This window comes from Achromobacter sp. GbtcB20, assembly GCF_019091095.1.
GTDB classification, from domain to species: Bacteria; Pseudomonadota; Gammaproteobacteria; order Burkholderiales; family Burkholderiaceae_B; genus Achromobacter; species Achromobacter mucicolens.
The window spans coordinates 44,290-59,593 of sequence record NZ_JAGXJZ010000021.1 but is presented as its reverse complement, the minus strand read 5'-3'; the positions used below and the strand labels follow the sequence as shown (position 1 = coordinate 59,593).

14 protein-coding genes are annotated in these 15,304 nt (G+C 67.4%); 3 read left to right on the top strand and 11 right to left on the bottom strand.

Going from position 1 to position 15,304, the window contains the following annotated elements:
* Nucleotides 1-10 precede the first annotated feature (10 nt).
* Both KVT32_RS22625 and KVT32_RS22620 read left to right on the top strand, forming a co-directional pair.
* Nucleotides 11-961, top strand: a complete 951-nt coding sequence (locus KVT32_RS22625) for an ABC transporter permease (RefSeq protein ID WP_152383063.1) — start codon at nt 11-13, stop codon at nt 959-961.
* A 43-nt stretch (nt 962-1,004) separates the two neighbouring features.
* Complete coding sequence (locus KVT32_RS22620) at nt 1,005-2,285, top strand: amidohydrolase family protein (protein ID WP_152383062.1); 1,281 nt, start codon at nt 1,005-1,007, stop codon at nt 2,283-2,285.
* Here the strand turns inward: KVT32_RS22620 and KVT32_RS22615 are convergent.
* From KVT32_RS22615 to KVT32_RS22575, 9 genes are read right to left on the bottom strand one after another with little or no spacing between them, the layout of a single operon-like run.
* The gene (locus KVT32_RS22615; RefSeq protein WP_056327677.1) at nt 2,260-2,646 is read right to left on the bottom strand and encodes a RidA family protein; all 387 of its coding nucleotides are present in this window, start codon (nt 2,644-2,646) and stop codon (nt 2,260-2,262) included. The genes KVT32_RS22620 and KVT32_RS22615 overlap by 26 nt on opposite strands.
* Before the next feature lie 5 nt (nt 2,647-2,651).
* A complete protein-coding gene (locus KVT32_RS22610) occupies nt 2,652-3,806 on the bottom strand; it encodes an FAD-binding oxidoreductase (RefSeq protein WP_217618874.1) in 1,155 nt (384 codons plus the stop codon).
* A gap of 12 nt (nt 3,807-3,818) precedes the next feature.
* Nucleotides 3,819-5,261, bottom strand: a complete 1,443-nt coding sequence (locus KVT32_RS22605; RefSeq protein ID WP_217618873.1) for an NAD(P)/FAD-dependent oxidoreductase — start codon at nt 5,259-5,261, stop codon at nt 3,819-3,821.
* Nucleotides 5,258-5,566, bottom strand: a complete 309-nt coding sequence (locus KVT32_RS22600; protein ID WP_056327675.1) for a (2Fe-2S)-binding protein — start codon at nt 5,564-5,566, stop codon at nt 5,258-5,260. The genes KVT32_RS22605 and KVT32_RS22600 overlap by 4 nt, the downstream gene beginning before the upstream one ends.
* Entirely contained in the window at nt 5,550-6,707 is a 1,158-nt protein-coding gene (locus KVT32_RS22595) for an FAD-binding oxidoreductase (protein ID WP_193725345.1), read from the bottom strand. Before KVT32_RS22595 ends, KVT32_RS22600 begins: the two co-directional genes overlap by 17 nt.
* Entirely contained in the window at nt 6,707-7,507 is an 801-nt protein-coding gene (locus KVT32_RS22590) for an ABC transporter permease (RefSeq protein WP_056327673.1), read from the bottom strand. Before KVT32_RS22590 ends, KVT32_RS22595 begins: the two co-directional genes overlap by 1 nt.
* Nucleotide 7,508: 1 nt before the next feature.
* Nucleotides 7,509-8,375: an ABC transporter permease gene (locus KVT32_RS22585; RefSeq protein WP_056327672.1), complete on the bottom strand. Its 867-nt coding sequence runs from the start codon at nt 8,373-8,375 to the stop codon at nt 7,509-7,511.
* Nucleotides 8,372-9,439 carry an ABC transporter ATP-binding protein gene (locus tag KVT32_RS22580; RefSeq protein WP_180099889.1) on the bottom strand — a complete coding sequence of 356 codons (1,068 nt, stop codon included), beginning with the start codon at nt 9,437-9,439 and terminating at the stop codon, nt 8,372-8,374. Before KVT32_RS22580 ends, KVT32_RS22585 begins: the two co-directional genes overlap by 4 nt.
* A gap of 46 nt (nt 9,440-9,485) precedes the next feature.
* A complete protein-coding gene (locus KVT32_RS22575) occupies nt 9,486-10,517 on the bottom strand; it encodes an ABC transporter substrate-binding protein (RefSeq protein WP_056327670.1) in 1,032 nt (343 codons plus the stop codon).
* 184 nt (nt 10,518-10,701) lie between these two features.
* Here KVT32_RS22575 and KVT32_RS22570 point away from each other — a divergent pair, with 184 nt between their 5' ends.
* Entirely contained in the window at nt 10,702-11,505 is an 804-nt protein-coding gene (locus KVT32_RS22570; RefSeq protein ID WP_062839324.1) for a GntR family transcriptional regulator, read from the top strand.
* A 13-nt stretch (nt 11,506-11,518) separates the two neighbouring features.
* On the opposite strand, the gene KVT32_RS22565 is transcribed toward KVT32_RS22570, so the two are convergent.
* Together KVT32_RS22565 and KVT32_RS22560 are read right to left on the bottom strand one after the other, a co-directional pair.
* Complete coding sequence (locus KVT32_RS22565; RefSeq protein ID WP_175157314.1) at nt 11,519-13,243, bottom strand: hydantoinase B/oxoprolinase family protein; 1,725 nt, start codon at nt 13,241-13,243, stop codon at nt 11,519-11,521.
* Nucleotides 13,230-15,293: a hydantoinase/oxoprolinase family protein gene (locus KVT32_RS22560; RefSeq protein WP_217618872.1), complete on the bottom strand. Its 2,064-nt coding sequence runs from the start codon at nt 15,291-15,293 to the stop codon at nt 13,230-13,232. The genes KVT32_RS22565 and KVT32_RS22560 overlap by 14 nt, the downstream gene beginning before the upstream one ends.
* Nucleotides 15,294-15,304: the final 11 nt, after the last annotated feature.

The following is a 15,304-nucleotide window of genomic DNA, read 5'->3' as shown; positions in this document are numbered from 1 at the left end:
GGAGCACGCCATGGAATGGATGGATCTGATGAGTTCCTCGGCGTTCTGGGTGGCCGTGCTGCGCCTGGCCACGCCGCTGATTCTGGGCACGCTGGGCGTGCTGCTGTGCGAGCGCGCCGGCGTCTTGAACCTGGGCATCGAGGGCATCATGGTGGCCGGCGCCTTTACCGGCTGGCTGGTCGTCTACCTGGGCGCGCCGCTGTACGTGGGCGTGCTGGCCGCCGCGCTGGCCGGCGCCGTGTTCGGCCTGCTGCACGCCGTGCTGACGGTGCCGCTGGGCCTGTCGCAGCACGTCTCGGGCCTGGGCGTGACGCTGCTGGCCACCAGCCTCAGTTACTTTGCCTACCGCGTCACGTTCCCCAGCGTGTCCGCGCCGCCGACGATCACCCCATTTGCCGAGATGAAGTTCCTGGCGGGAATTCCGCTGATCGGCCCCGTCCTGGCCGGGCAGACGCCCATGACGCTGATCGCGCTGGCCTCCGTGCCGATCCTGGCCTGGGTGCTGAACCGCACGCCGGTGGGGCTGGCCGTGCGCATGGTGGGCGAGAACCCCGCCGCCGCCGAAGGCCAGGGCCTGTCCGTGACGCGCCTGCGCATCGGCGCTATCGTGGCGGGATCGGCGCTGATGGGCGTGGCGGGCAGCTTCCTGACGCTGGCCGCATTCAACGCGTTCTTCTTCAACATGGTCAACGGCCGGGGCTGGGTCTGCGTGGCGCTGGTGGTGTTTGCGTCGTGGCGGCCCGGCAAGGCGCTCCTGGGCGCGCTGATCTTCGCGTTCTTCGACGCGCTGCAACTGCGCCTGCAACAAGGCGGCGCGGCGCTGCCGGGCATGCCCGAACTGCCGTATCAGGTGTATCTGATGCTGCCCTACATCCTGTCCATCCTGGCCCTGGTGTTCATGGCGCGCCGCGCCGCCTACCCGCAGGCCTTGATGAAGCCTTACCGCAAAGGCGAACGGTGACGGGACGCCATGACGACACTGACATTCTTCGCAAGGAACACGCATGCTTGACCTGATTCTTAAGCACTGCACGCTGCCCGACGGCCGCACCAACATCGACATCGGCGTGGCCGATGGCCGCATCGCCGCGCTGGAACCGGCCCTGAAGGCCGAGGCCGCGCAGACGGTGGACGCCGCCGGGCAACTGGTCACCTCCCCCTTCGTCGACGCGCATTTCCACATGGACTCGACGCTGTCCTTTGGCCTGCCGCGCGTGAACCAGTCGGGCACGCTGCTCGAAGGCATTGCGCTGTGGGGCGAGCTCAAGCCTCTGCTCACGCAGGAAGCGCTGGTCGAACGCGCGCTGGCCTATTGCGACTGGGCCGTGGCGCGCGGGCTGCTGGCCATTCGCTCGCACGTGGATGTCTGCGACCCGCGCCTCTTGGCAACGGAAGCGCTGCTGCACGTGCGCGAAAAGGTCAAACCTTACCTGGACCTGCAACTGGTCGCCTTCCCGCAGGACGGCGTGCTGCGCGCGCCCGGGGCGCTGGACAACCTGAAGCGCGCGCTGGACATGGGCGTGGACGTGGTGGGCGGCATTCCGCACTTTGAACGCACCATGCAGGACGGCGCCGAATCCGTGCGCATCCTGTGCGAGCTGGCGGCAGAACGCGGCCTGCGCGTGGACATGCACTGCGACGAAAGCGACGATCCGCTGTCGCGCCACATTGAAACGTTGGCGTATCACACGCAGCGGCTCGGCCTCTACGGCCGGGTGACGGGCTCGCACCTGACGTCCATGCATTCCATGGACAACTACTACGTGTCCAAGCTGATTCCGTTGATCCGCGAAGCGGGCGTGTCGGCGATTGCCAATCCGCTCATCAACATCACGCTGCAAGGCCGCCACGACACGTATCCGAAGCGACGCGGCATGACGCGCGTGCCCGAGCTGATGGCGGCAGGCGTGCCGGTCGCCTTCGGCCACGACTGCGTGATGGACCCGTGGTACAGCCTGGGTTCAGGCGACATGCTGGAAGTCGCGCACATGGGCCTGCACGTGGGCCAGATGACGGGACAGGACGCGATGCGCGCCTGTTTTGAAGCGGTGACGACCACGCCCGCCAAGATCCTGGGCCTGGACGAGACGGGCCTGGCGGTCGGCAAGCGCGCCGACCTGGTGCTGCTGCAGGCGCGCGACGCGGTCGAGGCATTGCGCCTGCGCGCCACGCGCCTGATGGTGCTGCGCGCGGGCAAGGTGGTGGCGACCACGCCGCCGGCCACCGCCACGCTGCACCTGCCGGGCCGCCCCGGCGAAGTCAGCTTTCAGACGTCGGCCCGCTGACGTAAGCCGGCTGCGCCGCGGCCGTCACGATGATCTCCACCAGCATGTCGGGCGAGGCCAGCTTGGCCTCGCAGGTGGCGCGGGTGGGCATCGCGCGCGGCAGCGCCCACTCGGCCCACACGGCGTTCATGCCGGCAAAGTCACGCGCGATGTCCTTGAGCCAGATCTGCACGGACAGCAGCCGCGACTTGTCGGTGTTCGCCTGCTTCAGATAGCCGTCGATCTTGGCCAGCACGTCGCGCGTCTGGGCCTCGATGCCGCCCTCCGCGGTCGACGTCACCCCCGCGATATAGACGGTGTCGCCGTGAATCACGATGCGGGAGAGGCGCTCGTTGGTTTCCCTGCGCACGATATCGTTCATTCGTCTTACTCCTTGGTCGATGGGGCGGATGCCTTGGCGGCATCCGAAAAACGTTCAATCCGGAATGGCGCGATCGGCAGGTCCGTCGCGCCGGTCGTGATCAGGTCGGCCATGATGCGGCCCACGATGGGCCCGAGCTCGAAGCCGTGCGCCGAAAACCCGAAGGCGTGAAAGGCGGTCTCATGCCGGCTGCTGCGCCCGATCACCGGGATCTCATCGGGCATGGCCGCCTCGATGCCGGCCCAGCCGCGGTTCACGATGGCGTCGCGCATGTGCGGGAAAAGGTCCACCACCGTGCGTGCGCCCTCGGCCAGCGAGCGGAAATCCAGTTCGGTCCATTCGGCATCCCGATCCACCCAGGCACGCCGGCCCCCGCCGATCAGCACGGTGCCATTGGTGCGCTGCTTGAACGACAGCGCACGGCCCGTGCCCAGCACCACGGGATCCAGAAAGTGATCCATGCGCAGCGTGACGAGCATCATCGGACTGATGGGTAGCAGCGGCACCGGCTCGCCCCACTGCGCGGCGATGCGATCCGCCCATGCGCCCGCGCAGTTCAGCACCTGCGGCGCGGTGTACACGCCGTCATCCGTCTGCACGCGCCATTGCCCGTCCTGACGCGTCACGCCTTGCACGCGCACGCCTTCCAGAAAGCGCGCGCCCAGGCTGGCGGCCTTCATGCGAAAGGCGAGGGTGGTGCGGTAGGGATCGGCCGCCGCGTCCTCGCGCGCGATCAGGCCGCCCTGCACCGTGGGCGCAATCGCGGGAATCATCTCCAGCAGGTCTTCACGCGTTATCCACTGCTCGTGGGTGTAGCCGTGATCGGTCATGGTCTTGAGCCGCGCGCGCAGCGTCTCGGCATCCGCCGCGTTCTCGGCGACGCGCACCTGCCCGTGCTGCTCGAAGCCGCAATCGTCATCCACCAGTTCGCCGATGCGGTGCCAGATCTCGCGCGAGGCCAGCGCCAGCGGCACTTCGGCCAGATGGCGCGACAGCGTGCGCACGCCGCCCGCATTGACGCCGGAGGCGTGACGCCCCACGTAGTTCTTTTCGACGACCAGCGCGCGCACGCCAGCGCGCGCCAGATGCAATGCGGCCGAGCTGCCATGCAGCCCGCCGCCGATGATGATGACTTCAGCCGCCCGCGGGTGAACGGTCATGGTGTCCACCCGTCATTTCTTCAGGCGGACGACCGCCTGGCGCGAATCGTCGGTCTGGGGCAGCGAGGCCAGTTCGCCCAGCGTGAGCGGCTTGGTCGGGAAGCGCAGCCGGTAATAGCCCACTTCCTCGGTTGGCACGCCGCGTTCCTCGGCAATGATTTCCGACACCGTCAGGCCGCAGAAGCGGCCCTGGCACGGACCCATGCCGCAGCGCAGGAAGGCCTTCATCTGGTTCGGCCCGCTGCAGCCCAGCTTGACGGTCTCGCGCACCTGCGCGGCGGTCACTTCCTCGCAGCGGCAGACGATGGTGTCGCCGGTGGGCCGGCGGAATGCCTCGGGCGCCTTATAGAGCGTGTCGAAGAATTCGCGGCCCCGCACAGCCCGCGCCAGCGCCTCGCGCGGCGCGGCGGCCTCGCTGTCGCGCTTGCGGGCGTCGATGCGGCCCAGCAGATGCGCGGCCTGCAACGCAGCCAACCGGCCGCGGTGTTCGGCCGCCACCGCGCCCGCGATGCCCGCGCCGTCGCCGGCCATGCCGATGCCGTCCACCGCCGTCGTGCCCCACTCGTCGACCTCCGGCTCCCAACAGTCCAGCGCGTCATTCCAGCGGTGCGCCACGCCCACCGCGCGCGACAGGTTCACGTTGGGCACCACGCCCTGGTGCAGCATCAGCTGATCCGCAGGCAACATCTTGGTGACGCCGCCCGCCGTGTAACGCACGCTTTGCAGCTTGCCGTCGCCCAGCGCTTCCAGCGCCGTCACGCCCTTGACGATGGGCACGGCTGCCTTGACCGCGCGCAGCAGTTTCAGTCCCTTGCCCAGATATGGCGACCGCAGAAAGCCCCAGACCTTGGGCAGCGCCTGTCCCATGCGTCCCGGCGGCGTGGTTTCCAGCAGCGCATCGACCTTCACGCCCGCATTCAGGTACTGCCAGGCCACCAGGTACAGCAGCGGCCCGCAACCGGCCAGCACGGTGCGATCGGACGGCACGACGCCGGACGACTTCAACAGGATCTGCGCAGCGCCCGCGGTGATGACGCCCGGCAGCGTCCAGCCTGGAATGGGGAAGGGCCGCTCCTGTGCGCCGGTGGCCAGCAGCAGGCGGCGTGCGTGCACGATGCGGGCCTCGCCCGCCACCGAGTACGCCACCTCGAAACCGTCGGCCGGCTCGGGCGCGGTGCGCTGCGCCACGGCCCAGACCGTCGCTCCCGGCACGTAGCGCGCGCCCGATTTCTGGAACGGCGGCACCAGCGTCGCGCCGTGCCAGTAGTCTTCACCCAGAATGCCGCGGTTAGTGACCGGAGTGGTGGTGATGGCGCGGTAGATCTGGCCGCCGGGCGCGGGCTGCTCATCGAGCAGCATGGTATCCACGCCCAGGTTCGCGGCCAGCGTCGCGGCTGCCAAACCGGCCGGACCGGCGCCCACCACCAGCAAATCGCATTGCATCGTGTCGATCATGCCTGCACCTTGCGCGCGCCCAACTGGCGCTCGATCTTCATTCCTTCCCGCACGGGCGTCATGCAGCCCTGCTGGTTCGCTTGTCCGTCGATGGTGACCAGGCAGTCGTAGCAGACGCCCATCATGCAGTAGGGGCCACGCGGCACCTCGTTGACGGCCGTGTCGCGGCAGGCCTGCACGCCGCCCGCAAAGAGCGCCGCCGCCACGCTGTCGCCCTGGCGGCACAGCATTTCGGCGCCATTGACCGTTACCCGCACCGGCGCGCCCTGCGCCTGCCGCTGCGCCTCGTCAAGCCGCTTGAACATGAAACCTCCGGGTCGAGAAGGGCGCCATGTCGTCGGCCAGCTTGCCGGCGGCGATCATGGGCGCCAAGTTGAGCGCGTGCGCGGCGGCGAGGGTCACGCCGCTGTGACAGGTGGCGACGAAGGCCCCCGGGCACGTTTCGGATTGCTGATAGATCGGAAAGCCGTCCTTGGACATGACGCGCAGCGCTGCCCAGCTGCGGACCACGCGCACGTCCCGCAACGCGGGGAGGGTGCGAACGGCGCGGTCGGCAAGCGTGCCCAGGATCGGCAGGCCAACCAGGTTGTCCACATAGCCGGCCTCTTCCTGCGAATCGCCGATGAGCCACGTGCCTTCGTCGGTCTGGCGCAGCGTGGACAACGGCGTCTCGAGCATGCGGCGCGTGCGCTCCAGCACGACGATCTGGCCGCGCTGCGGCCGCACCGGCACATCCAGCCCGACTTGCTCGCCAAGCTGCTTGTTGGACAGCCCCGAGGCCAGCACCACCTTGTGCGCGCGCACCGTGCCGCCGGGCGTGGCGATTTCAAACACGCCGTCACGCAGGCGGATGCTTTGCGCCGGCCGCTGCGGCAGGTAATCCACAACCCGCTGTGCAAAACTCATGTGCAGCGCGCGCAGCAGCTTGAGCGGATTGGCGATGCCGTCCACCGGCGTCCACGTCGCGCCGCGCACCTCGGGTCCGATGCCCGGCACCAGGTCCGCGACCTCGGCGCGATCGAGCATCTTCCATTCGTACTGCGCCATGCCCGGCTGCGCCAGCAGCGTATTCATGAAGCGTGTGCGCGCCTCGACCTCTTCGTCGCTCAGGAGCGCGTGCAGGCCGCCGCGCTGCTCCAGGTGCACGTCGACCCCGGTCTCTTCCTGCAGCAGGGCGGCAAGCCGGGGCCAGCCGGTGGCCGACGTCATGGTCCACACGCCATAGCGCGGCAGGCCCATGCCCTTGCTCTGCACCCACACCAGACCAAAGTTTCCGCGCGAAGCCCGATAGGCCACGTCGCCTTCGTCCAGCACGGCCACGTGGTCCAGTTGGCGGCGCAGCCCGTAGGCCACGGCCGATCCGACCAGACCGCCCCCGATCACCGCCGCATCGTAGATGCCGCGGTGCACGGGCGCGCGCGGCGCCAGTTCTTTCTCTTCCGTCATCAGCGTCCCTTTCCTACAAACAGCTTCTCCAGGCCGACCGCGCGGTCCAGGATGAATATGGCAATGATCGTCACGTAGATAAGCACCGCCGACACGGCGGTCACCAGCGGATCGATGGTGTCTTCGATATGCAGGAAGATGCGCACCGGCAGCGTCGTGGTGGACGGCGAGGCGATGAAGATCGACATCGTCAGTTCGTCGAAGCTGGTGATGAACGCGATCACCCAGCCGCTGACCACGCCCGGCAGCAAGAGCGGCAGCACCACGCGCCGGAATGCCGTCCAGTTGGACGCGCCCAGCGACTGCGCCGCGCGCTCCAGCGCCGGATCGATGCCCGTTGCCGAGGCCAGCACCAGCCGCAGCGCATACGGCATGACCAGGATCACGTGCGCCACGACCAGGCCGAAATACGTGCCGGCCAGGTCCACGGTCGTGAAGAACTTCAGGAACGCCAGGCCCAGCACCACGTGCGGAATCATCAGCGGCGACAGGAAGAACGCCACCAGGGCTTCGCGGCCCGTGAAGCGGTTGCGGGCGATCGCCAATGCGCTGGGCACGGCCAGTCCGATGGCTAGCGTGGCCGACAACGTGCCCAGGCCCAGACTGAACCAGAACGCATCGACAAAGCGCGGGTTGTCCAGGATGGCGCGGAACCAGCGCAGCGACAGCCCGCCCGAGGGTAGCGAAATAAAGCCTTCGGACGTGAACGCCACCGCGCACACCATGACGATGGGCGCCAGGATGAACAAGATGAACAGCGTGTGGAAGACGAGGCCGATGGGGCCGTTGCGAAATTGCATGTCAGCCTCCGGCCTGGTTGAACACGGCTCCGTAGCGGCGCTCGATGATGCGGTTGGCCGACAGCAGCACCACCACGGTCGCCACCAGCAGCACCACGGCCAGCGCTGCGCCCAGCGGCCAGTTCAGGGTGTTCAGGAACTCGTCGTAGGCGGCGGTGGCCACGTTCTTCAAGCGCCGCCCGCCGATGATGGCCGGCGTGGCGAACGAGCTGGCCGCCATCGCAAACACCATGATTGCGCCCGAGAGGATGCCGGGCATCACCTGCGGCACGATCACGCGCCGGATGACGGTGAACTGGCTGGCGCCCAGCGACAGCGCGGCCGCCTCGGTAGCGGGGTTGATCCGCTGCAGCGACGCCCACACCGAGATCACCATGAAGGGCACCAGCACGTGCGTCAGCGCAATGCCCACGCCCAGGTTGCTGTACATGAGATCGATGGGGGTGGAGATCAGCCCGATGCCCATCAGCGCCTTGTTGATGAGGCCGGTGGACCCGAACAGCAACGCCCAGCCCAGCGTGCGCACCACCACCGAAATCAGCAGCGGGCCCAGCACCACCATCAAAAATAGGCCCTTCCACGGGTTGGCCATGCGCGACAGCACGTAGGCTTCGGCCGTGCCCAGCACCAGGCACGCCACGGTCACGGCCGCGGCCACGCCAAACGTGCGCGCGTAGATCTCGTAGTAGTAACCGTCCGAGAAGATCTCGATGTAGTTCTTCCAGGTAAAGGTGGCCTCGATGCCGCCGTAGAACTGGAAGTCGAAGAAGCTGATCAGAAACACCAGCGCCATCGGCACCACGAGGAACGTGGCATACACCACCAGCGCCGGGGCGCTCAGCACCCACGGATTGGTGCGCGCGCTCATGACGCGTTGCCTTGCGGCGCGGCCGCCGGATCGACGGCGCACATGTCCTGCGCGCGCCAGCGCAGATGCACGGTCTGGCCTTCGGCGGGCACCGGCACGCCGTCGTTCTGCCGGATCACCATCACTTCGCCGACCGACGTCTCCACCTGGCACAACCAATGGTTGCCCTGGAAGACGCGCGTCTTCATGCGGCCCGGCAATGCACAGGCCGCGGGCTCGGAAAACAGGATCTTTTCCGGCCGCACGATCACCGCGCCCTGCGGCACCGGTGCGCCCGCCAGACCAATGTGGGCCTCGCCGATGCGCGCGCGGGTCTCGCCCTCGTACTGCTCGGCTTGCGGCGTGAACACGTTGGCCTTGCCCAGGAAGCCGCCCACGAAATGGCTGGCAGGCCCTTCGTACGCGGCAAAGGGTTCGGCCACCTGTTCGACGCGGCCCTGGTTCATCACCACGATGCGGTCCGACAGCGCCAGCGCCTCGGACTGATCGTGCGTGACGAGAATGGTCGTGGTGCCGACCGTGCGCTGGATGCTGCGCAATTCCAGCTGCATCTCTTCGCGCAGCTTGGCGTCCAGGTTGGAGAGCGGTTCGTCCAGCAGCAGCACGCTGGGCCGGATGACCAGCGCCCGCGCCAGTGCCACGCGCTGCTGCTGGCCGCCGGACATGCGCGCCGGGTGCCGGTCGGCCAGATGCGACAGGCCCACGAGCTTGAGCGCGTCGGCCACGCGGGCCTGGCGCTCGTCCTTTTTCACGCGCTGCATCTCCAGGCCGAACGACACATTCTCGGCCGCGGTCATGTGCGGAAAGAGCGCGTAGTTCTGGAACACCATGCCCAGCCCGCGCTTGTTGGCGGGCACCTTGCTGACGTCCTTGCCGTTCAGCACGATGCTGCCGCCGGACGGTTCGACGAAGCCGGCAATCATCTGCAGGGTCGTCGTCTTGCCGCAGCCGGAGGGCCCCAGCAGCGAAATGAACTCGCCTTTGTTTACCGACAGGCTCAGGTTTTCGACGGCCGTAGTGTCGCCGTAGCGCTTGCTCAGGCGGTCAAGCACAAGATAGGTCATGAATGCTCCCGGTGGGCGGCAGTGGCGCCGCCCGTATGCCCACGCGTCAGCGCTCGATTTCCCGCGTCCAGCGCTTGTTCCAGTCGTCCCGATTCTGGTTGACCGTATCCCAGTCGATCACGATGAGATCGGCGGCGCGCTTGCCGATGGGCAGCGGTACACGGGGATCGTCCGTGACCTTGGCCTTCTTGTTGACCGGACCATAGCCGTACGCGGAAGCGAGCTTTTCCTGGACCTCGGGCGACACCAGGTATTCGACGAAGGCCTGCGCCTTCGGGTTGGCATTGGGTTTGGCGATCGGACACACGGAAGACAGCAGCGCGTAGGCGCCTTCCTGCGGATAGACGAATCCGACCGGAAAGCCCGTGTCGGCAAACGCCTTGACGCGGCCGCTGCCCCAGACCGCGATGGTGGCCTGCCCGCTGGAGAAAAGCTCGGTCATCTTGCCGGGCGAGGGCTCATAGACCAGCACATTGGGACCGACCTCGTTCTTGAACGTGGTGAAGCCCGGATCGATCTTCTTTTCGCCGCCGCCGCCTTCGCGGGCGTATTCCACCAGCGTGTGCAGGCCATAGGTGTTGTTCAGCGGCGGAATGACCAGTTGCTTCTTGTACTTGGGATCCTTCAGGTCCTTCCAGGACGTGGGCGGCGCCCATTTCTTCTCGTCGAAGACCTTCTTGTTGTACATGATGCCCGTGGCCACGATGCCGATGGCGACCGCCTTGTCGTCCTTGTAGCGCGCGGTGGTGTAGATGTCGTCGGCGGGCAGGTTCTTGATGGGTTCGCAAAAACCCAGCGCAATGGCCTGGTACATGGGGCCGTCATCGATGATGGCGACGTCGATCTGCTGGTTGCTCTTTTGCGCCTGCAGGCGCGCCACGGTGTTGGTGGAATTGCCGGCCACGTAATCCAGCTCGACGCCATGCTGCTTGGCGAAGGGCGGGAAGATGTCCTTGCGCATGATGTCTTCGAACGAGCCGCCGTAGCCGGCCACCACCAGTTTCTGCTGCGCCTGTGCGTTTGCGCCCAGCCCGGCCGCTACCGCCGCCGCCGCGAGCACTGCAAGTACCTTGCTCATGAGAACCCCCGAATTTTGGAAGAGAACTGCAAGAACCGACTGATTTGTTGCCCGGCGACCTCATGTCCGCCGTACAATTTGTCCGTACATGAATGTCCGGACAAATAATGAATCCCGCATGACTGCCTTGTCAATCGGTTATTGTCCGGACAAACCCTATAAAACCAATCAAGGAGCCAACCTCATGACCCGATCCTCCGAGCGCGCTGCCAGCCCCGGCGGGGAGCGGCAAGCCCGCGGCCGGCCCGGCGCGGCGCTCCCGGCAGACATGTCGGGTGGCCCCCGCTACAAGAGCATCTATCAGTCGCTCTCGCAGGACATCAGCTCCGGGCGCTACCCCGTCATGACGCTGCTTCCCACCGAGCACGAACTGTGCGAACAATTCGGCGCCAGCCGCCACACCATCCGCGAAGCGATCCGCATGCTGACGGTGGCGGGCGTGGTGTCGCGCCGGCCGGGCGTGGGCACGCGTGTCGAAACGGCCCGCGCGACGACCCGTTTCACGCAGCGCATCTCGCAGTTTCCCGATCTGCTGCAGTACGCGCGCAACGCGGCACTGCTGGTGCAGGACGTTCGCACCGTCAAGCTGACCAAGCGCCTTGCCGAAACGCTGGGCTGCGAAGCCGGGCAAGAATGGCTGCACATCAACTCGATCAAGACGCTGGACGATCCCGACGTGCCGGCCGCCAGCACGCTCATCTACACGAACCCGGCGCATTCGGACGTGCTGGTGGACGTGAAGTCCCGGATCTCGCTGCTGCGGCTGATCGAGGACCACTTCGGCGACCGCATCACCGAGGTCAACCAGGAGTTCTCCGCCACGCCGATCGGCGCGGCGATCGCCAGGCAACTTCAAGTCGATACCGGCACGCCGGGCTTTGTCATCACCCGCCGATACTACGGCGACGGCGGCGTGCTGCTGCTTGCCACCATCACCACGTTTCCGCACGACAAGATGAAGTACTCGATGACCCTGAACGTCAGTTGACGCGCGGCTCGGTCTACGCGGACAGCCCATAGTCCGCACGCGCCGCGTGAGGGCTGATCTTGCCGTCAGCCAGGTCCTGTTCCACGCGCGCCCGCGGCCGCTCCGACGGCGCGCCATAACCGCCGGCCCCCGGCGTTTCGATGCGCACGCTATCGCCAGCCGCAAGCGCAATGTTGGCGGTCTTGGAAAAAAGCTCCTCGGCCTGCGGCGTCCCGAAGTTGCGGATCAGGCGCGCGCGGCGGCCATCTCCACCGCCGTCAACGCCTGCGGCCACGCCGACGGTGTGGCTGTCCGAGCGCGCCGAGAACACGATGCCTGGTCCCACCGCGCGTATCTGCTTGGCGATGCCCATGCCGCCGCGCGTGCGGCCCGCGCCGCCCGAGTCCTGAATCATCGCGTACTCGTCCATCAGCAGGGGATACTCGTTCTCCAGCGCTTCGACCGGCAGGTTCGACGTGTTGGTCATGTGCACATGCACCGCATCCATGCCGTCCGCATCGAATCGCGCCCCCGCGCCGCCGCCCAAGGTTTCCAGGTACACGAAGTGTCCCGCGCGCTCGCGCCACCGGCCCGAGAACACGATGGCGGGGCAGCAGTCGTTGCTGGAAGCCATGGTCTTTTCCGGCGGCAGCAGGCCCCGAAATGCACCGAAGATCGCGCCGGCGACCTTCTGCGCGGTGATGGACCGCGCGCCCACCGCGGCCGGATGCTCGGGATTGGTGATGGTGCCCACGGGCGCGGACAGCGTGATCGGGTCGAACAGCCCGGCATTGGGCGCCAGATCCGGATCCAGCAGCGCCTTCACCGCGTAGTAGACGCAGGCGCGCAGGGCATTGAACGGCAGGTTCATGGCGCCGCGCGCCTGCTTGCCCGATCCGTCGAAGTCGAAATGCAGATTGTCCGGGCCCACGGTCAGCGTCACCTGGATGGGCACCGGATCGCCGCCCATGCCGTCGTCGTCAAGATCGCTGCGGAAGGTGTAGCTGCCGGGGCGCAGCTCGGCGATGCGGTTCAAGAGGCGTTTGCGCGTATAGGCGATCACGTCGTCCACCGAGCGCAGCACAGCTTGCAGCCCCATCTGGCGGATCAGTCCCTGCACCGCGGCCGCGCCGCGACGGTTGGTCGCCATCTGCACGCGCAGGTCGAGCACGCGCTCTTCCGGATCGCGGGTGTTCGCGCAGATGAGGCGCAGCAGGTCCTCGTCGGTCTGGCCCGCGCGGGCCAGGCGGCAGGCGGGGATGCGGATGCCTTCCTCGAAGATCGACTTCAGCCCGCCGGCGATAGAGCCAGGCACGGCGCCGCCCACGTCGGAGTGATGCGCGATGTTGGCGGCAAAAAATCGCAGCGTGCCTTCCCAGAACACCGGCGTGATGATGTTGATGTCGGGCAGGTGGCTGCCGTCGGCCAGGTACGGATCGTTGCAGATGAACACGTCGCCGTCGCGGATCTGGTCTTCGGCAAACGTGCGCAGGATGGCGCGCATGGCGCCGTCCAGCGATCCGAGGTGCAGCGGGATCTGCGTGCCCTGCGCGACCAGCCGCCCTGCCGCGTCAAAGAGCGCCACCGAGCAATCCTTGCGTTCCTTGATGTTGGTCGAGAACGAGGCGCGCACCAGCGTGTTGTTCATGTCTTCGGTGATCGACAGCAGGCGGTTGCAGAACACCTCCATGCCGATCGGATCCGCCAGGACCGAGGCGCTGTCCGCCTCGCGCGGGTCAATGGAATCAGGCTTGTTCATGCGAGCCTCCTTGCAAACGGATGATCAGGTTGCCGAATTCGTCGACGCTGGCCTCGTGGCCCACGCCGACCACCGTGGTCGAGCTCATTTCCTCGAGCAGCGCCGGGCCCTGAAAGCGCGCGCCGGTCGGCACGCGGTCGCGGTCGTACACGGGCGTTTGCAGCCAGCCATGCGCCGGCCCGAAGTACGCCTTGCGCTCGCCCAGCCGCGCGTCCTGCAGCGTGCCGCCCACATGGCGTGGCGCGAGCGGCGCCTTCACCACCTGTCCGACCGCCTGCATGCGGCAATTGATGATCTGCACCTTGCGATCGTCCACCGTGTAGCCGTATTCGCGCTCATGGGCCTCTGCAAAGCGCCGCGCGAATTGCGCGTAGCCGCCCGGGCCCGTGTCGTCCAGGCTGACCTGCACCTCGAAGTTCTGCCCCTCGTAGCGCGCGTCGATCGCGCTGTGGCACACGCGCAGCGCGGGATCGACGCGTTCGGACGCGAGCCAGTCGCGCGCCTGCGCGGCAAGCCCTTCGAAGATGGCGGTGATGGCGGGCCACGTGTCCTGGCTGGCGAGCGATATCTCGCTTTGCACGAAGTCGAACGAGATGTCGCTGAGCAGAATGCCGCGCGCGCACATCGTGCCGGGTTCCTGCGGCACGATGACCACGGGGATGCCGCATTCCTCGGCCACTTCCACGGCGTGCAGCGGACCCGCGCCGCCGTAGGCATACAGCGCAAAGCGCGACAGGTCGTAGCCCCGCTCGGTGGAAACCGCCCGGATCGCGCGGCTCATGTTGGCGGCGGCGATGCGCAGGATGCCCTCGGCAGCCGCCTCCATGGTCAATCCCAGCGGTTCGGCGACGCGGCCGCGGATGACCTCGCGCGCCGCATCGGCATACACCGGCATTCGGCCGTTCAAGAGCGCCACGGGGTTGAGCCGCTGCAACGCGATTTCGGCGTCGGTGATGGTGGGCTCCTGGCCGCCACGGCCGTAGCCCACCGGGCCCGGCACCGCGCCCGCGCTGTGCGGACCCACCTTCAGCGCGCCGGCATCGTCCAGCCACGCAATGCTGCCGCCGCCCGCGCCGATGACATGGATGTCGACCATCGGCGTCTTGACCGGATAGCCGGCGACATGGCGATGCGAGGTGAAGAGCGGCCTGCCTTCGCACACCAGCGACACGTCCGTGCTGGTGCCGCCCACGTCGAACGTCACGAGGTTCAGGCTGCCGATGGCGCGTCCCACGGCCGCGGCGCCGACCACGCCGGCGGCGGGGCCGGACAGGCAGGTGCGCACTGGATACTGGCGCACCGTGGCGATCGACATCAGGCCGCCGTTGGAGTGAATGGTGTGCGGTTCATGCCCGATGTCCAGTTCCCGCACCCGCTTCAGGAAACGCTCCAGGTAGCGCGCCATCTTCGGCCCGACCGCCGCATTGAGCACGGTGGTGGACAGGCGCTCGTATTCGCGGAACTCGGGCAACACCTCGGACGACTGACTGATGTACGCATCCGGCATTTCTTCCTGGACGATGCTGGCCGCGCGCCGCTCGTGCGCCGGGTTGCGGTAAGCATGCAGAAAGCAGATCGTCACGGCCTCGATGCCGGCCTTGGCGAAGCGCCGCGCCGCATCGCGCACCTGCGCTTCGTCCAGCGCCGTCAGGACCTCGCCCGCCGCGTTGACGCGCTCGTCGACTTCGGCGCGGAATTCGCGCGGCACCGCGACGGGCGGCTTGCCCACGCTGTAGTCGTACAGGTGCGGGCGCGTCTGGCGGCCGATCTCCAGCACGTCGCGAAAGCCCCGCGTGGTGATCAGGCCGACGCGCGCGCCCTTGCGTTCGATGATGAGGTTGGTGGCCACCGTCGTGCCGTGGCCCACGTGCGACACCTGCGAAGGCGCGACGCCATGATCCGCAAGCATCTGCCCGATGCCCGTGGCGATGGCCTCGGAGGGATCGTGCGGCGTGGAGGGCACCTTGTGAAAGTGCACCACGCCGGCGTCCTCGTCGATCATCGTGAAATCGGTAAACGTGCCTCCGACGTCTATCCCTATGCGATACATATCGTTCTTTC